Consider the following 20,272-nt stretch of genomic DNA (forward strand, 5'->3'; position numbering starts at 1 on the left):
TGTCGAACCAGTCCGCAAACTCCTCTTCCCGGGGACTCCACGTTGCAAGAGGCAGGTACAGGGGGATGAGCTGATCCTCCCTAGCGCTCAGCCCCACCGTCAGCAGGAGCGCAAGCATGGTCTTCCCCGCACCGCTCTCCGCGTGAAGCACCGCTCGCCGCAAACCTCCTGTCGTGAACAGGTCGGTGAGCTTGGTCGTGTACGTCTCAAAGTCCCACACGTGCTCGCCGTAGGCCGGTTCAATCAATGCACCGGGGGTAGCAGCGTTGCGCAGAGTGACCGGCAACAAGGCGTTGCGTTCCATGTCGCGGGTTTGTCGTTCCGGCGTCCACACCTCACGGACGTCGTCACGCAGGGCAGGGAGGATCTCGGACACCGGAGGGTCGGAGTCCTTGCGGAGGGTCGGTATCAGGCCCAACCCGCCGAAGAGTGTGATCAGAAGCGACAGCCCTGAAGAGATCTGGTCAGCGGACCCCTGCCCGTATTTCACCCAGTTGACGAGAAGGGCGCAGGCTCCAACCACGACCAATGCCCAGGAGAAGCGTGTGCGCCAGCGCTTGCTGCGCGTCGAGTGGAAATTCAATTCCCCACCCCCCTGTTGCCCCGTGGCGCTTCCGCCGCGGCCGTACTTTGCCCTCCGCTTCTCCCCCCGTCGATGCGGCATCACCCGTCGTGTGACCTAGGCGATGCACTTTGTTACGCAGCCCAGACATTGCTTGAGGAGCTGCGACAGGACAGATGCCAGGAGTTCGGCGACGTTCACGCCGCCAGCCCGAGAGTGTCGCGCCAGGTGGGGCCGGGTGTGGTGAGGCGGCGAAGCTCTACTCAACCGAGATCGCAGCCCCAAGCCGGTGCGGTCATGTCCGCTGGATGACTGGCTGTTGAACTCGCGCCGGGTCTGAGGTAGCCGTGTTTCTGGCCCTGAACCACAGACGAAACCCGCACTCACAGACACTCCAGGTGTCATCATGAAGATGAAAGATGCAGGTAGGAGCCACTGGCTACAGGCTCTGTTGCTCTCCTAAAGCGGGTGTCGCAGGTTCGAATCCTGCCGGGGCACACGATGAAGGGCCAGTTCTTAGGGGTGATCCTCTGGAACTGGCCCTTTGCTCTGATCACGGTCGTGGCACACCCGTGCCACAAAGCTCACTACGAGTCCGCGTCACCCGCCTCTTTACGGATCATCGAGCCGAGTCGATGGGCGATCTCGCGAGCCCGGCCGTTGACCGTGTGCTGGTGGATCAGCGCCGCGCGAGGCGTGCTGTGTCCCATGGGGGCGGCCGTCTCCGTGCGCGGGGCCATCGTGGCGACGGATGGAGGGCTCCGATCCCCGACCCCATCGACCCAGGCTGAGCCGAGCAGACGCGGCCCAGGGCGTCCAAGGCGTTCGTGCAGTGGCGCGCTCCCCCTGGACGCCAGGAACCACGCCCGCTCCATGGTGTGTGGGTCGACGGCGTACGGGATGGGAGCTGGGGGGGGAGGTTGTGCGTGTCCGGGCCGCAGTCGTTCCCCGGACCTCGCCGGCACCTGCCCTGGATCGCCCGTATGCGTAATGTGCTCCTTTTTCCTTGGGCTGCGCCGTAGGGGTTGCGATGAACCATGCGGCGACTAGCGTGGGTGAACGAGAGGTCTGACACGGCGGCATCCGCGATCAGTCAGATTCTCTTCACAAGGAAAGCGGCCGCAGCGCAGTAGGCGAAGCCCACGCTGCGGGGCTGCGACAGGGAGATGCTCCCCACACGTACGCGGCCGATCGGAGACCGCGCCGCAGACCTTCAGGGCGGCCGCGAGCAGCCGCACGCGCCTGACTGCGTGCGGGCCAATCAAGGAACAGGAAGTGTATCGATCATGCGAGCACGACGCCTGAAGCACCTCCTCGCCGCTTCGGCGGCAGGCATTCTCGTGGCCGGCGGCGCCGCGATCGGCACGGCCGGGACTGCGGTCGCATCCGCTCCGACTCACGCTCCTCAGGTCTCCGTCGGCTACCACAGCCACGGCGGCGGTGGCGGTGGCGGTGACCACGGCGGTGGCGACCACGGCGGCGGTGGCGGTGACCACGGTGGCGGTGGCCACGGTGGTGGCGACTACGGCGGTGGCGGTGACCACGGCGGTGGCGGTGACCACGGCGGTGGCGGTGACCACGGCGGCGGCGACCACGGCGGTGGCGGCGACTACGGAGACTGATACCACCCGACACGGACAAGAACGGCGTGCGGTGAAGGACCGCACGCCGCGCACGATTGCACGGGCGCAGCTCAGGGATTCGTGCCCGTTGCGTGCCTGATCCCGGCGGGACGCAACAGGGACTCGCGGGGAACATCAATCGCTTTCCCGCCCAGGTCAGGGAGTCACTCGGTCAGCCGTCATCCGCGTACCAGTGAGCGGGGCAACCGCACCTCCTCACGGGTGGTGGTCAGCTTCCGGCGCAGCTCGTCCTTGATCGCGTCGAACGCTGACCAAAACTGATCCTTGGGACGCCCTGTCGTCGGGGAGAATCCGCTCGCGCTGCAGGCCGCCTTACGGGAGGGCGTTCGGTTCGCCACGACACAGGGGTGAGGACAACGCCGGAGGCGGTCTTCGCAGGCCGGTCCTGACGGGAACCCGTGCGCCTCGTACCCGTCGCAGAGCCCGGGCCAGGGGACGGACCGTCAGGTGATGCGGCCCTGCCCTGCCGCGCGCCCGTCGAAGCAGCCACTTCCGGTCGCGGCCGACGTACGGTTGAAGTACCGAGGGCATTACGCACTCCGGCCGCCCCGCCGGGTCGTCCTCGGCGAGAGACGAACCCCGAGCCGCCCAGTGGCCGGCGCGGAGACGGGTCGGCAACATGTCCGCCGCGGTCGGAGCAACTCCGCGCAAGCTCATCATGGCAGGGATCGCGCCGAGCACCCGTGCAGGTCCGCAACCCCGCCGAGGGGAGGCGTGATGGCCTTTTCCCGGCTGGACATCCATCGGCGGAACCGAGGAGAGCGGACGCTCGTCACGCTTGCCGGCGACATCGGGCCGGCCACGACGCCGCTGCTGCGGGCCGCAGTGGAGCAGTGTCTGCTGGACGGCGTCACCGAGATCGACATCGACCTGACCACGGTGGGCTCCTGCGACGCCAGGGGCTTGGACGTCCTGCTGTCGGCTTCACGGCGCGCCAGCCGGGTCCACGCCCGCCTGCGGCTGCACCATCCGTGCGCGCAGATCGCCCGGCTGCTCGATGCCACCGGATCGAATTGGCTGCTCCTTACAGCCCCCATGAGTCCCGTGACGGCCCCCGTCAGTCCCGTGCCGCCCGCCTCATCCGGGGACCTCATGAGTACCGCGACGCGGGCGCCCGAGGACCCTGCCGGCCGGGCGGATCAGCCGGTCCTCAGGGACGGTATCCGCCTTCGTCGGCTGACCCGCTGGCAGGCGGAAGACATGCGCGAGGACATCGCTGACCTGGCTGCGGAGTCCGTCGCGGGCACCGCCGGCGAGGCGTACCACGACCGCGGAGACTTCCTGAACCGCTTGGCGGTCACTGCCCACCGCCCCGGCTTCGCCCTGCTGGTCGCCGAGACGACGGCGCTGGTCGGTTGCGCCTTCGGCTTTCGGGTGGGCTCTGACTGCTCCGGTCGCCGGGGGTTCGACGGAACGCTCCAGGAGATCATCCAGCGGCTCACCCACCGTGCGTGCTTCGTCGTCCTCACCCAGGTCGTGGCCCATCCGCACGCTCAGCACCGCGAAATCGCCCGCCGCCTGCAACAGCGACTGCTCACGGACCTGCACTCCTCCCTCGGGGTCACCCTGCTGCACCCTGCCGACCAGGCAGGACAAGCCGCCTTCTCGTCCTGGGGGTGGCAGAACATGGGTGAGGTCGTCGGGCTGCCCGGCCCCGTCGCCCCCTGCGTGTTGACCGTGTCTGCCAAGGGCAGCCCTCGGCACGCCGGTGATGTGGCAGAGGAGCGATGAGCCGGCGGTCGTACCCGGCCAGGGCCGTCACGCCAGGCGTCGTACGCCGTACGGACGTGTCTCGACGCGATGGCTCTGCCGTTACAGGCGATGGGGCGCGGCAGGCCGCTTGCCACGGCCGGGCGTAGCCTGACAGGTACCGAGAACGTTCGGGCGCACGATCACGGCGGCGCCGTTCCCGGCGAGCAACAGACACGGGCAGCCGGAAACCGCCCGGAACGGGATCGCACGATGAACGCCATCACAAAGCCCGCCGAAGGTACGGCGCCAGGTGACGGACACACCTACCGGATGCCCTTGCCCCGGCTGCGCCTCACGCCGGACGTCAGCCATGGCCCGCTGGACGGCGCATGGTGGCCGCGCTGCGACGCACTGGAACTGGAACTGCCCGCGTTGGTCGGCTCCCTGGATCCGAGCATCGGCACCGTCACCCGCGTGACCGTGGGGACCGCCGCCTGGCCCGATGCCCCGCATGAGGTGATGGCGCCCGGCCATGTGATCGAGGTGATCCTGACCGACCTCGCCGCCGAGGCGCATGCCGTCACCGTGGACTGCGGCACCGTGGGACGCTGGGAGCTGCTGGTGATCCCCCCGGACGAGCCGACCGGAACGGCAAGCCGGCTGCTGGCCGCTGCCGCCGAACCCGAAAACCCCCTGTCGGTTCCGCGCCTGCTGGCGCTCGCCGAGAGCGGCCCCGACGGACAAGCCACATGGGAGTCGGGAGGAGGGTCCGGACTCAGGTGAGAGGCCCGATCGGGACGGGCCCGGGTGACTGGGCCAGTCCCGGGGCGTCTACGACCGCTCGATGGAGCGATGACACTGGCAGACCCCGCGTCGTCCCAGCCCGCCGCTCCGACCGGCTCGGATCATGGCGGGTGAGGGGATGACGGCCGGACAGTGTGCGGACCGCTCCGAGGGCTTCGGGGAAGCTCTGCTGGGAGAGGTACTCGATCGCGCGCACGAATTGCCGCCCCATCTCATCGGGCCCTTGGTCGCCGACGTGGTGGAACGGCTCGGGGGCCGCCGGCCGCAGGTGCTGCTGCAGGACTACGGCCAACTGCTGCTCGTACCCCTGCCCGGCGACGGCCTCACGGACGGCGAACCGCAGGTGATCGACGACTCCGAGGCAGGCCGCTGCTTTCTCGACGCTCACCCCGCCGAACTGTCCGAGGACGACGGCGTGCGAATCTTCCTGCCGCTACTGGACGGCGGCGACCAGGTCGGGGTCATGGCAGTGACGCTGGACAGCATCGATGACGACGACCGCCGCATTCTGCACAGGATCGGCGGCCTCGTGGCCGACCTGCTCGTGACCAAGCACGGCTACTCCGACCTCTTCTTCTGTGTCCGACGCAGGGAACCGATGAGCGTCGCCGCCGAGATCCAGTGGGCCCTGCTGCCACCGCTGGCGATGATCATGCCTCGGGTCGCCGTGGCCGGGATTCTGGAACCCGCCTATGACGTGGCGGGTGACAGCTTCGACTACGCCCTCAACGGAGACGTCCTCCACGTGGCCATGATCGACGCGATGGGGCACGGCCTGGACGCGGCCACGATGGCGACCGTGGCCATCGGCGCCTACCGCCACGCCCGCCGCGTCAGCACCGGCCTGCCGGAGATCTACGCCTTCATGGACCGCGCTGTGGCGGACCAGTTCGGCCCCGAGCACTTCGTCACCGCGCAGATGCTGCAGCTGGACACCACGACGGGGCATCTTCAGTGGGTCAACGCCGGGCACCCGTCACCGATGCTCGTCCGTGATCACCGCGTCACACTTCGGGTGACCGGTCCGACGACCCTCCCTGTCGGCTTCGGGGGTCCGCAGCCGCAGACGAGCGAGATGAAGCTTGAGCCGGGGGACCGCCTGCTCTGCTTCACGGACGGACTGATCGAGGAGCACAAGACCGGGGAGGACGAGTTCGGGGAGGACCTGATGATCGACTGGGTGAACCAGCTGGAGAGAACCGGCCGCGGCGTCCGGGCGGTGGCGCGGTCCCTGTCCCACACGCTCAAGCGGGCGCGGGGCGGACATACCACGGACGACGCGACGCTGCTCCTGGTGGAGTGGCGCGGCTGACCTCACTCCAGCGGCACCTGCGCGCTCGCGGTGTCGATGAGCATCTGATTCGCCTGGCTGACGTTGTCCGCCCGGACGGCCTGAGCCATCGCGCCACGGGCGGCCTCGGGTGCTGGATGCGGTCCGTCGAGAAGTGATCGACTCAGGGGGTGCCTGGCCGAACCGGGCCGCCCTGTGCGACGCTGGCCGGACGACCAGCCTGGTCTGGTGGGAGACCCCGCGCCGGCCTTGCGGGCCACCGCGGTGGCCGGGGAGTGGTGCGGGTGGTCTTGCTCGACTGTGCGCGGCTCCCTTACGGCCGCGCGCTTGATGCCCCGTGATGTGGGTGTGATGGGCTCGACCCCGATTGGAGGGGCGAACCGTGGACGACCTCACCGTGATCGCTCGAAGGCTTCCCGAACGCACCGTGATCACCGTAGCCGGGGAACTGGATCTCGAGACCTGCCCCGCACTCGCGCAGGCCGCGTTCGTCGAGCCGCTGGGCGGCTTGACGCTGCACCTGGAGATGTCGGGCGTGTCCTTCATGGACTCCAGCGGGCTCAACCTGCTGCTGCAACTGCACCAGCGCCTCGACGCCGAGGGCGGACGACTGCTGGTCTCCGGCCTGCAGGACCAGCCCACCCGGGTGCTGTACCTGACGGGCGCCTACGACCTGCTCGTCGCGGACACCACTGAGATGTCCCCGGCCCAGCCCTGAGACGTTGCGAAGGGAGCCGGAGGCAGGCGCCCGCCGGTCCCTCACGGCGCCCGGCGCCCTAGTCACGGTAGTCACGGTCTGACGAATCACGGACCGACGAATGACCGGTGGGTGTCACTCGAGCAGGCTGGAAGGTCGGCCTAGAGTGACCGACATGCGGTGGTGGGGGAATCGCCCGGGATGGGCTCGGTGGCTGGCGGCGGTGTACGTCATCGGGTTTGTCGAAGGGACGGGGGCGCACGCCTGCTTCCTGGCCGCGGGCGGGCTGGACGCGTACGACTACGCGCCGGCGCCGGTGCGACTGCTGTTCCACGCTCTTCTTCTGCTCGATCCGCTGGCCGCCGTGGTGATCGTCCGTGCCCGCCCGGCCGGGCCGCTCGTGTGCGGCGCCGTGATGCTCGCGGACGTCGTCGCGAACTGGTGGGTGCAGTGGAGCGACGTGCTGGCGCGTCCGGCCGCTCACCTTCGTCCGGTCGGGCTGTTGCCGATCACCCTCTTCGGCGTGCTGGTTCTGGCCACGGCCCTTCCACTTCGACGCGTGCTGACCTCCGCGGGCGCCGCCGACGCGGACGAGCGGCAGCGGACCGCGCCTGCCCGGAGCTGAACCGTGAGGCGGGGTGCCGTGGTTCCAACCCTGCCGCGGCGCCGGCGTGGAGGCCGCGGACCGCTCGGGATCCGGGGCCCATGGCGTCCCGCCTCGCCGTACCGCTCGCGGTCGCGTCCGAGGACGGTCCGGGTGGCCGCTCCCGGGAGCGGGAGGGCCACCGCGAGCCTCGGGAGGGTCAGCGGTCAGGCGCGGTGGCCGCGGGGGACGATCCGCATCACGGCGGTTCCGAGGGCCACCAGGGCGAAGGCCGCCAGGCCCAGCCACACGCTGGTCATCACGCCTATGCCGGTCGAGGCCAGCGCGCCGCCGCCGACGGTCGCCGCGGGGTTGTTGTACATGGGTCCTCCCAGAATGATCGATGTCGGTTGTTGGAGCGACCTGCTACCAGGCGCGTTCACGGCGGAACACGGAGTCCAGGTACGCCTTGGCGTGGCAGGCCTGGAGCAGGAAGTCGAAGAGCAGCTCGTACATGGACGCGGCGAGCAGCATGCGTTTCCAGCCGCGCTCCCGTACGGTCACGACCCGCTCGACCACGAAGACGAGCGAGGCCCAGAGCCAGAGCGCGTGCACGTGGAACGAGTTCGAGGCCACGGAGTAGGCGATGGTCGACAGGTACACGGCGGTCACCAGGACGCCGACCACGCTGAGGAGCTGACGGCCCCAGTAGCGCCACGTTATGTGCGTCATGCCGTACTGGACGCAGTTCTCCACCGCGCCCCGTTTCCAGCGCAGCCGCTGGTCCCACAGGGCCTTCCAGGGGTCAGCATGACCTCGGTGGTCAGCGTGCCTTCAACTAATTTTTACGTGGCCTATATCACGGCGTGCGAACGCATGCTGTGCTAACTGAGCCGCCCGGGCTTCGAGATGCGGCCACCCGCGCTCCTGGATACGCTCGTGAGCGGCCGGGTGACGACGGCCCAGGAAGCCCTGGCCCGGCGGCCGTACCGGCCCGCCCGCGGAAACCAAGACGTCCGCAGTTCGAAGCCTCTGCAGTGCTCACGCCTCCACGGGAGGAAGGTTGCGATGAGGTTCACCCGTATGCGTAAGGCAAAGGCCACCGCGGCAGCTGTGGTGGCACTCCCGCTCGCGCTCGGAGTTCCGGCGGCGCAGAGCCACGCGCAGGAAGCGTCTCCCAGCCCGTCGGGAACCTTCGGTTCCGGCTGTTCGGCGCTCTCCCAGAAGGTCGACACGGCCAAGGACAAGGTCGTGGAGGCCGCGGCCGCGTATCCGCAACTCAGCCAGCTCGTCTCGGCGGCGGTCCGGGCGAAGCTGACCGGCACCCTGGACGGGAAGCCCGACGTCACCATCTTCGCCCCCAACGACGACGCCTTCAAGAAGGTGACCGCGTCGGGCCTCGCCTCGCTCCTCAGCAACGAGGGGCAGCTCAAGAAGGTGCTGACGTACCACGTCGTGGACAAGCAGATCACCCCGAACGAGCTGTCCAACGGCTCCTTCACCACGCTGGAAGGCGGCAAGCTGACCACGTCGGGCTCGGGCAGCGACTTCAAGGTCAACGGCAACGCGAACATCGTCTGCGGCAACATCAAGGCCGCGAACGCCACCATCTACGTCATCGACTCGGTCCTCAAGCCCCCGTCCTGAGCCTGCCCGCGCGGACACGGCCGTGGGGCTCTCCCGTCCGGCGGACGGGAGAGCCCCACGGCGCGCCCCCTGGACCCGCTCTGGACGCGGCGGCGCGGGCTAGCATCCGGGCATGACTGCTATTGACGACAACGGTTCCGTGCTGGACGTGGAGATCGGGGCCCTCCAGGGCGGCTCCGCCGACCTGCCGGGTTACGCCGGCAAGACCGTGCTCATCGTGAACGTGGCCTCCAAGTGCGGCCTGACCCCGCAGTACACGGGCCTGGAGCGGCTGCAGGAGCGGTACGCCGGGCGGGGCTTCACCGTGCTCGGCGTGCCGTGCAACCAGTTCCTCGGGCAGGAGCCCGGCACCGCGGAGGAGATCGCGGAGTTCTGCTCGGCCACGTACGGGGTGACGTTCCCGCTGACCGAGAAGATCGAGGTGAACGGAAAGGGGCGACACGCGCTGTACGAGCGCCTCGTCGGCTTCGCGGACGGCGAGGGGCACAGCGGTGACATCCGCTGGAACTTCGAGAAGTTCCTCATCGGCCGGGACGGACGGGTCGTCGCCCGGTTCTCGCCGCAGACGGAGCCGGAGGCGGCCGAGGTGGTCGCGGCCATCGAGGGGCAGTTGGGCTAGCAGGACCGACGAAACCGCCAAGGCGCGCCGCTCGGTTGCGTCGAGCCCTCTCGGCAAGGACGGCGACTGGTCGAGAGGGCTCTGTGAGCGACGCCTGTGCGGTTGTCGTCGGGCGTGCGGCCGTCGTCGGGCCAGGTCGGCGCCCGACGGCCGGAAGGGGCTCGGTTCCTAGGCCTTGACCGAGGCCACGAAGGCGCTCCACGCCTCGGCGGGGAAGGCCAGGACCGGGCCGTCGGTGACCTTGGAGTCGCGCACGGCGAGTTCCGCGGTGGTGGGCGACTTGACCTCGACGCAGGCGCCGTTGCCCGCGGAATAGGAAGACTTCATCCACGTCTCCGAAGCGCCCTGAATCAGTGCCATGTCCACTCCTGTTGCCAGTTGCTGTAGTGCGGTTCGCGCCAACCCTGTCGTCTGATTGGCGTGATCGACGCTACCGGGCAACTGCCGTCTTCGGAGGAGCCGTTCACTCAAGCGGATGGCATATTCCAGATGAGCCTTCCGCTGGAGTGGACCACTGGTGTACGATCCCGCGCCCTCTGTGAGGCACAGCTCAGTCCGCGTACTCCTTGGCCACCTTTGCGATGAGTTGCCGGGACTGTTCCACATTGAGGGACTGCGCCCGGAGATGCTCGTACATCACGGCGTACTTCTGCACGTCCGGCGCCTTCTCCAGGTACAGGTCGCTGGTGACGCCCTCGAGGTAGACCACGCTGGAGTCGGCCGCGTCGGTGAACTCGAGGATGGCGTACTGGCCGTTGAGGCCCGGGTGGGCGCCCACCTCGAAGGGCAGCACCTGCACGGTGACGTGCGGGAGCTGGGACATCTCGATCAGGTGCTCGAGCTGTTCGCGCATCACCAGCCGGCTGCCGACGACCCGGCGCAGCGCCGCCTCGTCCAGCACCACCCACAGCCGCAGGGCGTTGGCCTCGGCGGTGATACGTTCCTGTCGCCGCATGCGGACCCGCACGCGCTTCTCGATCTCGGCCGTCGACGTCTCCGGCAACGCGCCCTGCACCAGCGCCTCCGCGTAGGCGGGGGTCTGCAGCAGGCCGGTCACCAGCTGGGGTTCGTACACGCGCAGCGACTCGGCGTCGGTCTCCAGGCCGATGTAGACGCTGTACGGGATGTCACCGAAGGTGTGCCACCAGCCCTGCTGGCGGGAGTCGCGGGCCATCTCCATCAGCGAGTCGACGACCCGCTGGTCCTCGACCTCGTACACCCCGCACAGGTCGCGCACGTCGCGCTGGCTGATGCTCCTGCGGCCGTTCTCCAGCCGGCTGATCTTCGACTGCGACACGAGCAGCCGCTCCGCCACCTCTTCGGCCGTCATGCCCTTGAGCTCGCGGAGCCGGCGCAGCTCCTGGCCCAGCCGGCGCCGCCTGACGGTGGGATTGACACTGGACGCCACGGGACGTGCACCTCCGGCTGCCTGCCTGTACTGACCACTTTGTGTATCTGCTGTTGAGCAGACTGCCACCAAGGCGCTTTCCGCCGCTGGGAAACGGTGGATGTGCGGCACGCGCACACCGGTCGGGGGCCCGGCCCGGGCGCTCCGCACACGGCCGAGCGGGGCGGTGGGACCACACGGGTCTCACCGCCCCGCTCCGACCAGCGGCTCCCGGAAGGGTCTTCGGGGACCGGTACCGGTGTCGTGGGGACCGGTGGTGCGGCTCAGTGGGCCACGGCGCGTGCCATGGACCCGCGGTGCGGCTGCATCGGAACCCCGCGCGCGGGTTCCGCCACGCTCCTGGTTCCGGGCCCCGCCGGGCGGCCGGCCGCGGCCGGACCGCGCCGTGGCTGGGCCACCGCGCCGTTCTGCACGTCCATCACGGCGTGCGCGACCAGCCCGCCCATGGGGTCGTGCCGGATCAGGTCCCGCAGCCGGGAGCGGGAGGATCGTCCCTCGTTTCCCGGATACAGGTGCTTGCCCAGGCCCACCGCGTGCGCCAGCGCGGCGAGCGCCGCGGTCCGCGGGTCCGGCGGTACGCCGGTGCGGATCGCGTTGTCCAGCCGGGCTCGGATCTCCCGGCTGATGGCGGTGTCCGTCGCCTGGTAGCGCGTCGTCGGCAACACCCCGCACATCTGGCCCGGTACGGCGGCGACCATGCCGCACCGCTCCAGGTGCGAGAGGTAGATCTGGCGGAGCCCCAGGCGTGGCCCGCCGATCCAGTGGACGGCACGCACCGGAGCGCCACGCCTTCGCAGCAACTCCAACGCGCAGTCCAAAGTCGGATCTCCAGTCGGCCGTGGCACCACCACGGCGATACGATCCCCGTCTGGGGCTATCCGTCCGGCCAGCGCCAGCTCCACTAGCTGTGCTCCGGCCAGACCGAGGTCGAGCGACTGCGGCTGCGCAGTGGTACCCGTGGCCGGGTCCAGTGCCAGCAGCAGAAGCTCCTCCGGAAGTGTTCTGCGGCTCCTGCCCATCCATGCCTCCCCGCGTGGATGAATGACAGGGTGACCCCTCTCACATTGGTCTGTCGAGGGCGCGTGACCGGTTCGTAAGGGAACCGGTAGGTATGTCGTTCTCGTCTACCGCAGGGGCCAAGTCCTCACACAGGACACTGGTACATGGTTCGGACAGGGCGCGCGAGTGTGCGTGCGGCGCATGGAGGAGGCATCGGTGGCGGGCGAGTCCCCCGACAGGTCGAAGCAGCGCGAGTCGTCGGCGGAACCGACGTCGGGGAGCGCGGGTTCGGTTCCCGAGGCGCGCGATCCGCGTCTGACGGTGTCCCGAGAGAAGGATTCCTCGGCAGCCGTCGACACGGCGACGAAGATCCTCTCGGTACGGGACGCGAAGAGGGCCGCCGACTCGGAGAAGTCCGGCGCCGGTACTCCCGGGGAGGGCCAGGACCCCGACCTCCGCGAGGCGGTCTCGGCCTGGATCCGCTCGGCCGAGGATCCGCAGGCGCAGGCCGGCTCGAAGGGCGCCCGGGACGCGAAGGGCGAGGACGCCTCGCGGACGGATGACGGCGCCGAGCCCGGGGCGGCGGCTGACGCGGCCGAGGACGCCGCCGTCGACGCGGCCCCGGCCACGCCGGACGCGGACGGGGAGTCGGACGCCGGGACGAGGTCCGGGGCCGGCAGCGGAGCGAAGGCGGCCGCGGGGGCGGGTACGAAGGCGGGCGGGTCCGGCACGGGCTCTGGCGCATCGTCGCCGGGCACGGGCGCGTCGTCGCGGGGCGCGGACGGCGACGCCGGCACCGACGCCAAGTCCGACGCGGACGACGCCACTTCACGGGCGGACGCGAACTCGGCCAAGGGCACCAAGGGCTCCGGGGCCGCCGGCGCGGGCACGGGCGCGAAGGCAGCCACGTCCGCCAAGGGCGCGAGCGCATCGTCGCCGGGCACGGACACCGACGCCAAGTCCGACGCGAACGACGCCACTTCACGGGCGGACGCGAACTCGGCCAAGGGCACCAAGGGCTCCGGGGCCGCCGGCGCGGGCACGGGCGCGAAGGCCGCCACGTCCGCCACGGGCGCGAGCACATCGTCGCCGGGCACGGACAGCGACGCCGACGCGAAGGTGGACGCCGGCACCGGCGACGCCTCGGAGGCGAACGCGGACTCGGGCGCGAAGGCCGCCACGGCAGCCAAGGGCACCGGCACGGCTTCGGCGGACTCGGACGCCGACACCGACGCCGGCGCAGACGACGACGCCTCCAAGGTGACCGCGGACGCGGCCCCGGAGGCCGCCACGGCCGCCACGGCCGCCAAGGGCACCGGAGCGGCCTCGGCGGACTCGGACTCCGACACGGACGCGAAGAGCAGCGCCGACGCTAAGGCGGGCGCCGACGCGAAGGCGGCCAAGGTCGCGGGTGCGAAGGCCGCCGCGGCGGCCGCCAGGGCGGCGAAGGCCGCCGAGCCCCAGGACGCCCCGCGGGGCTCGTCCGCGGCCGGTGACGCGCGCGGTGCGAAGGCCTCCCCCGCCGAGGCGGGAGCCGGGGCGAAGGGCGTCGACCAGCCCACCACCGCCTTCAAGAGCGTGCGCCCGAAGAAGCCCGAGGTGGACCAGCCCACCACCATGCTCAAGCTCGGCACGGCCAAGCCGAAGCCCGAGGGCGGGGCCAAGGCGCCCGCCGGGCCCGCCGGGCCCGCCGCCCCCGACGCTGAGCGTGCCAGCAAGTTCGTTCCGCTGCGCAACCCCGACCTGAACGCGCCCACCAGCGCCTTCCCCCAGGTCGGACCCGAGCGCACCACCCAGCAGCCGCTCCCGCCCAAGCCCCCGCTGGACCTGCTGGCTGAGCTGACGAACACGCCCCCGCCGCCGGAGACCCCGGTCCGCACGCTGGTCCGCCGGGTCAAGATCTGGACGCCGCTGGTCATCCTGCTGGCGATCGTCTTCGCGGTCGTACAGGCGATGCGCCCGCTCCCCCAGCCCACCCTGGACCTCACCGCGAAGGACACCTACACCTTCGACGGCGGCAGGACCGCGATCCCGTGGCCGGCCCAGGGGCAGGCCGCGCTGGACGTGCAGGGCATCGGCACGTTCGGTTCCTCGGGCGCCCAGAAGCCGGTGCCGATCGCGAGCGTGGCCAAGGTGATGACGGCGTACGTCATCCTGCGCGACCACCCGCTGAAGAGCGGCGCCGACGGCCCGAAGATCAAGATCGACCAGGCGGCCCAGGACCAGTCGAAGGCGGGCCAGGAGTCCACGGTCGACGTCACGGCCGGCGACAGCCTCTCCCAGCGCGAGGCCCTGGAGAGCATCCTGATCGCGTCCGCGAACAACGTGGCGCGGCTGCTCGCGCGGTGGGACGTCGGTTCCGAGAAGGCGTTCGTGACCAAGATGAACGCCACCGCCAAGAGCCTCGGCATGACGAACACCACGTACACCGACCCCTCGGGGCTGACGAACTCGACGGTGAGCACGGCCGTGGACCAGGTGAAGCTGGCCAAGGCCGCGATGCAGGAGCCCGCCTTCCGCGAGGTCGCGGCGATGATGTCGTACGACGACTACAAGGGCGTCAACCACTCCAACTGGAACCACCTGGTCGGTCACAACAACGTCGTCGGCATCAAGACCGGCACCACCACCTCCGCCCTCGGCAACCTGGTCTTCGCGGCCAAGCAGGAGGTCGGCGGTGAGACGCGGACCATCGTCGGCGCCGTGGTCCGCCAGCCCCCCGGCGGCTCGGACAACACCATCCTCAGCGGGGCGCTGGACGCGGCGGACAAGCTGATCCGCTCCGCGCAGGGCGCGCTGAAGACGGCGACGGTGCTGAAGAAGGGCGACGTCGTCGGGTACGTGGACGACGGGCTCGGCGGCCGTACGCCGGTGGTGGCCACGAAGGACGTCGCCGCGGCCGGCTGGTCCGGTCTGAAGGTGAAGCTGTCCTTCACCTCAGACGTCGTGCCGCACACGGTGAAGGCCGGCACCAAGGTGGGGTCGCTCACCGTGGGTGACGGCGGGGCCGGTGCGGTGAAGGTGCCGGTGGCCCTGCAGAAGGACCTGGCGGAGCCCGGTTTCACGGACAAGCTGACCCGCCTCGGCTGACCCGGCCCCTGCCACCAGCGCACGCACCCCGTCGACGGAGCCCCTCGGCGGGGTGCGTGCTAGCGTCACGAAACGGGGCAGGTCGACGGTCGGGGAACGAGACCGCGAACTGAACGGGAAACGGCCGGGAACACGAGGGACACGGCCGAGAACGGAAGACGGGACACGGGGAGTGCCTTCAGGTGGCCACAACCGAGCGGACACGCTCCGACGACGCAGATCCGGACCCGGGATCCGGCCGGCGAATACGGCCGTCCGCGCCTGACACGGACGGTCATCACACCGGCCGCGCGGACAGCCGTCACGACGACCGCGCGCACGGCGCCGCCCCGGCGCGGCAGAGCCTGCCACTGATCCGTCTCCGCCTCGCCGTCGAGCCCCTCCGGCAGCGGATGCTGCGGCACCCCGTGCTGTCCGTCACCGCCCTCGCGGGCGCCCTGCACATCATCTGGTTCTTCACGTTCGCGAACAGCGGCGGCGACCTCGCGGCCCAGGACGCCTGGGCGGAGTTCGTCGGCCGGCACCCGGACTCGGCGTACAACCTCGCCTGGTACGGCGGCATGCATCCCGTGTCGTACAGCGTGGTCTCGCCGTACCTGATGTCGGTGCTGGGCGTGCGCACCACGATGATGCTCGCCGGGACGGTCTCGGCGGCCCTGCTGACGCTGGTCCTGCTGCGCAGCCGGGTGGTGCGCAACCCGCTGTGGGCCTCGCTCGCCGGGATCCTCGCGTTCGTCTGCAACGCGGTGTCCGGGCGGGTCACCTTCGGGCTCGGCACCATGTTCGCGCTCGGCGCCGTGGCCGCCGTCTTCTGCTGGCCGCACCGGTGGCGTCACAAACGCTGGGCGAAAGCGCTGGTGGCCGCCCCGCTGGCGGCGCTCGCCACCATGTCCTCGCCGGTCGCGGGGCTGTTCGTGGGCCTGGTCGCGGTGGCGCTGTTCCTGCAGAAGCGGCGGCCCGGCGCGTGGGCGCTGGGGCTCGCGCCGTCGGCGGTAGTCGCCGTCTCGGCGTGGCTGTTCCCGTTCGCGGGCACCCAGCCGATGACGTTCGGCTCCGTGGTGATGCCGCTGCTCTACGGGCTGCTGTGCCTGTTCCTGGTGCCCAAGGAGTGGATCACCGTCCGGCTGACGGCGGGCGTGTACAGCCTGGGCGTGGTGCTGGTGTGGCTGATCAGCTCGCAGATCGGCTCGAACATCTCCCGGCTGCCGATGCTGTTCGCGGGCGTGACGCTGGTCGCCGCGCTGCCCTACACCGTGCCGCGCTCGCGCAAGTGGTACGTGACCGTGCTGGCGTTCCTCGGCTTCGCCGGCTGGATCGGCTTCAAGTCGGTCGACGACATCGTGCACACGACCCCGGCCGCGTCCTGGGCCCGTGAGCTGGCCCCGCTGGTCAACCAGTTGCAGAACGTCGGCGCGGAGAAGGGCCGCGTCGAGGTGGTCCCGGCGCGCTCGCACCGGGAGGCGTCCGCGCTCGCGCCGTACGTGAACCTGGCGCGCGGCTGGAACCGGCAGGCCGACATGGAGCGCAACCCGCTCTTCTACGACGACACCCTCAACTCGGCGAACTACCACGAGTGGCTCCAGCGGTGGGCCGTGCACTTCGTGGTGCTGCCGAAGGACAACCCGGACGGCAACGGCGGCGGCGAGCGCGAGCGGACTCTGCTGCGGCGCGGGATGCCGTACCTGCGGCAGGTATGGGCCGACGCCAACTGGCAGTTGTTCAAGGTGACCGACCCGTCGCCGCTCGCCGAGCCGAACGCGGTGGTGGACCGGGCCGAGCAGGGGGAGATGACCCTCCAGGTGCGCAAGCCCGGGCGGATCCTCATACGGATCCCGTACTCGCCGTGGCTGAGCGTCGTCGACGGCGAGGGCAAGAGCCTGAAGCCGCCGCAGGAGACGGAGGCGTCCAAGCACCGGGACGAGGGCACGCCGAAGACGTACGAGAACGTCAACGGGTGTCTGACGGAGACGGCGGAGGACGCCAAGGGCGACCGGTGGACGGTGCTGCTCGCGCCGAAGGCCGGGACGTACCACCTGGCGGCGCCCTACCAGCTTCCACGCGGCACGCCCTGCCCGGACGAGCTCAAGTAGGTCACAGGGCCCCTTCGGCACCCAGGTCCCCCGGTCCCCGGCCGGGGGATTTCCCGCTCTCCGCATTGTTCATGTACATGAATCACGATCACCAGAACGAACATTTTTGCCTTCTCTTGACGTTCCCGTTCCTTGCCGTGCGTACACCTCCGAAACCAGAGTTCACATGCCTGACCCTGGCTCGTGGACTCTGGAAGGAGACACATGAACGGTCTCGACTGGGCCGTGCTGATCGGCTACTTCGGAGTGATGGTCGCGATCGGCGTCTGGTCGCACAAGCGCGTGGACGACGTCTCCGACTTCTTCACGGCCGGCGGCAAGATGCCCTGGTGGCTCTCCGGCATCTCGCACCACATGTCGGGCTACAGCGCGGTGATGTTCACGGGGTACGCGGGCATCGCCTACACCTACGGCGTCACCTCCTTCGTCACCTGGTCCTTCCCGATCGCGCTCGGCATCGCCATCGGCGCCAGGCTGTTCGCGCCGCGCATCAACCGGCTGCGCTCCCGGCTGCACGTGGCCTCGCCGCTCGAATACCTGAAGAACCGCTACAACCTCTCCACCCAGCAGGCCCTCGCCTGGTCGGGCATGCTGCTCAAGATCGTGGACGTGGGCGCCAAGTGGGCCGCGATCGCGACCCTGTTGTCGGTGTTCACCGGGGTGTCCCTGAACCAGGGCATCCTCATCACCGGCGCGATCACCGCCGTCTACTGCACGATCGGCGGCCTGTGGGCGGACGCGCTGACCGAACTCGGCCAGTTCGTCATCCAGCTGCTGGCCGGCGTCTCGATGTTCGTCGCGGTCGTGCTGAAGCTGAACGACAAGAACATCGGCCTGTTCGACGCCTTCGACCAGCCCGCGCTGCACGGCCACGGCAAGCCGCTGGTCGGCCCGTACGGCACGGTGTTCCTGCTCGCCTTCCTGTTCATCAAGCTCTTCGAGTACAACGGCGGCATGCTCAACCAGGCCCAGCGGTACATGGCGACGGGCAGCGCGCGGGAGGCCACGCGGTCGGCGCGGCTGTCGGCGGCGCTCTGGCTGGTGTGGCCGGTGGTCCTGTTCTTCCCGATGTGGATGTCCCCGCTGCTGGTCCACGCGCAGAAGCCGGACGGCTCCGACTCCTACGCCCTGATGACCGAACAGCTCCTGCCCCACGGGCTGCTGGGCCTGGTCATCGTCGGTTTCTTCTCGCACACCATGGCCATGTGCTCCTCCGACGCCAACGCGATCGCGGCGGTGTTCACCCGGGACGTGGCGCCGGTGCTGTCCGCGCGGGCCCGGGGCTGGGGCCAGCGTTCCGGGCTGATCGCGGCCCGGGTGACGACCGTGGTCTTCCTGGGCCTGTCCATGGCGGTGGCGACCCAGGTCGACTCCCCCGCCTTCAAGGACATCATCACGGTGGTCATCAAGTGGGTCGCGGGCCTGATGGGGCCGATCGCGATCCCGATGATGCTGGGCCTGCTCCGCCCGTTCCGCCGCTCCGGCCCGACCGCGGCGCTCACCAGCTGGGCGGCGGGCCTGCTGGCCTTCTGGCTGGTGAACTACCCGGTCAACTGGCAGGTCGACGGCGGAGTCCCGCTGCAGTACCAGGTCTCCGTCCCGCTCGCGGTCTCCCTGGTGCTGTACGTCCTGGTCGGCTACCTCAGGCCGGAGGACACCCCGGAGCGGCTGGCGGTCATCGAGAAGGTCAACACGGACGGGGACGCGGCGGTGGCCGTGCCGGTGCCCGCGAGCGCCGGGGACGACGTGGTGGGAGCGCCGTAGGGCCGCCGCCGGGGCGGCTCAGGCCCGGGGATAGCGGACGAGCCAGCCCGGTGCGGACCCGGCGGGGCCGTGCAGGGCGGGGCCCTGGGTCATCTCCATCGCGAAGTCGTCGGCCAGTTCCAGCACCGTGGGACGGCCCTCCAGCTCGGCGAGCCAGGCCGGGGGCAGGGCCGTCTCGCCGTGCAGGGTGCCGAGCAGGCCGCCGGTCAGGGCGCCCGCCGCGGCCGAGGGCCCGCTCTGGTTGACGGCCAGGCACAGGCCGTGGCGTACGTCCTCCCCCACCAGGGCGCAGTAGACGGCGGCGGCCAGCAGTCCGTCGGCGGTGCCGTCGCCGGCCAGTTCCTCCACTCGTCCGGGGCCGGGCAGGCCCTGCCGTACCGCGCCCAGCGCGTGCTGGAGGGCGTCGGCGACGGGCTGGTGGCCGGGGCGGGCGGCGAGCAGGGCGAGCGCCCGCTGCACGGCGGTGTCCAGGCTCTCGCCGCGGGCGAGGCCGTGCACGATGACGGCGTACGCGCCCGCCGACAGGTAGGCGATGGGGTGCCCGTGGGTCTGGGCCGCGCACTCCACGGCGAGCTGGGCCACGAGTTCGGGCTCCCAGCCGACGAGGAGGCCGAAGGGCGCCGAGCGGGCGACGGCCTCCGGGCCCAGCTCACCGGGGTTCTTCGGGGCGTCCAGGGTGCCCATGGTCTCGTCGCCGAGGCCCAGCAGCAGGGCCCGGGTCGGGGCCCGGCGGGCGTACAGCCATTCCTCGCGGGCCAGCCAGCCGTCGTCCTTGCGGCGCTCGTCCGGTCCCCAGTCCCGCTGGGTGGCCGCCCAGCGCAGGTACGCCCGGTGCAGATCGGTCGGCGGGTGCCAGGCGCCGGTGTCGCGGCGCACCTGGGCCCGTATCAGCCCGTCCACCGTGAACAGGGTGAGCTGGGTGTGGTGGGTGACCGTGCCGCGCCGGCCGTGCCCGAAGGCGAGGTCGAGCAGCCCCTCCGCGCCGTACGCGGTACGGATCTCCGCCAGGTCGAGCGCGTCGGCGGGCCCGCCGAGCGCGTCGCCGACGGCCACGCCGAGCAGGGCGCCGCGCACCCGGCTGCGGAAGTCCTGCTGCTCGGCGCGGCCCCAGACGGCGCCGGACGTCGCCCCCATGCAGGCCTCCTCGGCACGTCCGTACGTAGACGCCCAGCACTGTAATCGACCGGGGACGGTCGGTTCACCGGGGCGAATCGGTCCCGCCCGGTCATTCCCGTACAGCTGTGAACGCTTCCACCGCGTCCTGGGCCGGAGTCGGCGGCGGGTCACGCGTGGCCGGGGCCCCCGACGGGTGCGCGGTCCTCAACTCGGCCTGAACCAGGCGGGTTTCTGGCGCGATGCGCAGGGGAGAACTCCTGCCGCGAC

Annotated in this window: 19 protein-coding genes and 1 tRNA gene; 12 read left to right on the forward strand and 8 right to left on the reverse strand. The window is 70.6% G+C overall.

From position 1 onward, the window contains the following. The coding region (locus ACFQ9Z_RS28455) for a hypothetical protein (protein WP_383024901.1) at positions 1 to 583 on the reverse strand (583 nt) is incomplete at its 3' end. Positions 584 to 982: 399 nt separating this feature from the next. On the opposite strand from ACFQ9Z_RS28455, the gene ACFQ9Z_RS28460 reads away from it, so the two are divergent. Beyond that, positions 983 to 1,060 (forward strand) — tRNA-Arg (locus tag ACFQ9Z_RS28460). A gap of 89 nt (positions 1,061 to 1,149) precedes the next feature. Here ACFQ9Z_RS28460 and ACFQ9Z_RS28465 read toward each other — a convergent pair. Further along, the gene (locus ACFQ9Z_RS28465; RefSeq protein WP_383024904.1) at positions 1,150 to 1,272 is read right to left on the reverse strand and encodes an integrase; all 123 of its coding nucleotides are present in this window, start codon (positions 1,270 to 1,272) and stop codon (positions 1,150 to 1,152) included. 576 nt (positions 1,273 to 1,848) lie between these two features. Between ACFQ9Z_RS28465 and ACFQ9Z_RS28470 the strand changes: the two genes are divergently transcribed. The 6 genes from ACFQ9Z_RS28470 to ACFQ9Z_RS28495 all read left to right on the forward strand — a co-directional run bounded on the left by ACFQ9Z_RS28470 (position 1,849) and on the right by ACFQ9Z_RS28495 (position 7,314). Then, on the forward strand, positions 1,849 to 2,184 hold the full coding sequence (locus tag ACFQ9Z_RS28470; protein WP_383024907.1) for a hypothetical protein: 336 nt from the start codon (positions 1,849 to 1,851) through the stop codon (positions 2,182 to 2,184). Positions 2,185 to 2,922: 738 nt separating this feature from the next. Beyond that, the gene (locus ACFQ9Z_RS28475) at positions 2,923 to 3,936 is read left to right on the forward strand and encodes an STAS domain-containing protein (RefSeq protein WP_383024910.1); all 1,014 of its coding nucleotides are present in this window, start codon (positions 2,923 to 2,925) and stop codon (positions 3,934 to 3,936) included. A gap of 69 nt (positions 3,937 to 4,005) precedes the next feature. Continuing rightward, positions 4,006 to 4,680, forward strand: coding sequence for a DUF5994 family protein (locus ACFQ9Z_RS28480; protein ID WP_383024913.1), 675 nt, complete (start codon positions 4,006 to 4,008; stop codon positions 4,678 to 4,680). Positions 4,681 to 4,819: 139 nt separating this feature from the next. Then, complete coding sequence (locus ACFQ9Z_RS28485) at positions 4,820 to 6,013, forward strand: PP2C family protein-serine/threonine phosphatase (RefSeq protein ID WP_383024917.1); 1,194 nt, start codon at positions 4,820 to 4,822, stop codon at positions 6,011 to 6,013. Positions 6,014 to 6,374: 361 nt separating this feature from the next. Next, on the forward strand, positions 6,375 to 6,710 hold the full coding sequence (locus ACFQ9Z_RS28490; RefSeq protein WP_383024920.1) for an STAS domain-containing protein: 336 nt from the start codon (positions 6,375 to 6,377) through the stop codon (positions 6,708 to 6,710). 154 nt (positions 6,711 to 6,864) lie between these two features. Further along, the gene (locus tag ACFQ9Z_RS28495; RefSeq protein WP_383025667.1) at positions 6,865 to 7,314 is read left to right on the forward strand and encodes a hypothetical protein; all 450 of its coding nucleotides are present in this window, start codon (positions 6,865 to 6,867) and stop codon (positions 7,312 to 7,314) included. Positions 7,315 to 7,499: 185 nt separating this feature from the next. On the opposite strand, the gene ACFQ9Z_RS28500 is transcribed toward ACFQ9Z_RS28495, so the two are convergent. Both ACFQ9Z_RS28500 and ACFQ9Z_RS28505 read right to left on the reverse strand, forming a co-directional pair. Then, complete coding sequence (locus ACFQ9Z_RS28500) at positions 7,500 to 7,655, reverse strand: hypothetical protein (RefSeq protein ID WP_383024923.1); 156 nt, start codon at positions 7,653 to 7,655, stop codon at positions 7,500 to 7,502. Between the two features lie 43 nt (positions 7,656 to 7,698). Further along, positions 7,699 to 8,004: a hypothetical protein gene (locus ACFQ9Z_RS28505; protein ID WP_383024926.1), complete on the reverse strand. Its 306-nt coding sequence runs from the start codon at positions 8,002 to 8,004 to the stop codon at positions 7,699 to 7,701. A gap of 351 nt (positions 8,005 to 8,355) precedes the next feature. Between ACFQ9Z_RS28505 and ACFQ9Z_RS28510 the strand changes: the two genes are divergently transcribed. Further along, positions 8,356 to 8,919, forward strand: coding sequence for a fasciclin domain-containing protein (locus ACFQ9Z_RS28510; protein ID WP_383024929.1), 564 nt, complete (start codon positions 8,356 to 8,358; stop codon positions 8,917 to 8,919). A 112-nt stretch (positions 8,920 to 9,031) separates the two neighbouring features. Further along, positions 9,032 to 9,538 (forward strand): glutathione peroxidase, encoded by a 507-nt coding sequence (locus tag ACFQ9Z_RS28515; RefSeq protein ID WP_383024933.1) that lies wholly within the window; start codon positions 9,032 to 9,034, stop codon positions 9,536 to 9,538. Positions 9,539 to 9,706: 168 nt separating this feature from the next. On the opposite strand, the gene ACFQ9Z_RS28520 is transcribed toward ACFQ9Z_RS28515, so the two are convergent. The 3 genes from ACFQ9Z_RS28520 to ACFQ9Z_RS28530 all read right to left on the reverse strand — a co-directional run bounded on the left by ACFQ9Z_RS28520 (position 9,707) and on the right by ACFQ9Z_RS28530 (position 11,965). Then, entirely contained in the window at positions 9,707 to 9,898 is a 192-nt protein-coding gene (locus tag ACFQ9Z_RS28520; protein WP_383024936.1) for a DUF397 domain-containing protein, read from the reverse strand. Positions 9,899 to 10,088: 190 nt separating this feature from the next. Next, positions 10,089 to 10,946, reverse strand: a complete 858-nt coding sequence (locus tag ACFQ9Z_RS28525; protein WP_383024939.1) for a helix-turn-helix domain-containing protein — start codon at positions 10,944 to 10,946, stop codon at positions 10,089 to 10,091. Positions 10,947 to 11,209: 263 nt separating this feature from the next. Next, positions 11,210 to 11,965 (reverse strand): GPP34 family phosphoprotein, encoded by a 756-nt coding sequence (locus ACFQ9Z_RS28530; RefSeq protein WP_383024943.1) that lies wholly within the window; start codon positions 11,963 to 11,965, stop codon positions 11,210 to 11,212. 181 nt (positions 11,966 to 12,146) lie between these two features. Between ACFQ9Z_RS28530 and ACFQ9Z_RS28535 the strand changes: the two genes are divergently transcribed. The 3 genes from ACFQ9Z_RS28535 to ACFQ9Z_RS28545 all read left to right on the forward strand — a co-directional run bounded on the left by ACFQ9Z_RS28535 (position 12,147) and on the right by ACFQ9Z_RS28545 (position 18,889). Further along, positions 12,147 to 15,035, forward strand: coding sequence for a D-alanyl-D-alanine carboxypeptidase (locus tag ACFQ9Z_RS28535; RefSeq protein ID WP_383024946.1), 2,889 nt, complete (start codon positions 12,147 to 12,149; stop codon positions 15,033 to 15,035). Between the two features lie 392 nt (positions 15,036 to 15,427). Continuing rightward, positions 15,428 to 17,125, forward strand: coding sequence for an MFS transporter (locus ACFQ9Z_RS28540; RefSeq protein WP_383025670.1), 1,698 nt, complete (start codon positions 15,428 to 15,430; stop codon positions 17,123 to 17,125). A 204-nt stretch (positions 17,126 to 17,329) separates the two neighbouring features. Continuing rightward, complete coding sequence (locus tag ACFQ9Z_RS28545; RefSeq protein ID WP_383024949.1) at positions 17,330 to 18,889, forward strand: sodium:solute symporter family protein; 1,560 nt, start codon at positions 17,330 to 17,332, stop codon at positions 18,887 to 18,889. An 18-nt stretch (positions 18,890 to 18,907) separates the two neighbouring features. On the opposite strand, the gene ACFQ9Z_RS28550 is transcribed toward ACFQ9Z_RS28545, so the two are convergent. Beyond that, positions 18,908 to 20,023: an ADP-ribosylglycohydrolase family protein gene (locus tag ACFQ9Z_RS28550; protein ID WP_383024952.1), complete on the reverse strand. Its 1,116-nt coding sequence runs from the start codon at positions 20,021 to 20,023 to the stop codon at positions 18,908 to 18,910. Positions 20,024 to 20,272 lie beyond the last annotated feature (249 nt).

Source organism: Streptomyces sp. NPDC056580 (assembly GCF_042793175.1).
Lineage (GTDB): Bacteria > Actinomycetota > Actinomycetes > Streptomycetales > Streptomycetaceae > Streptomyces.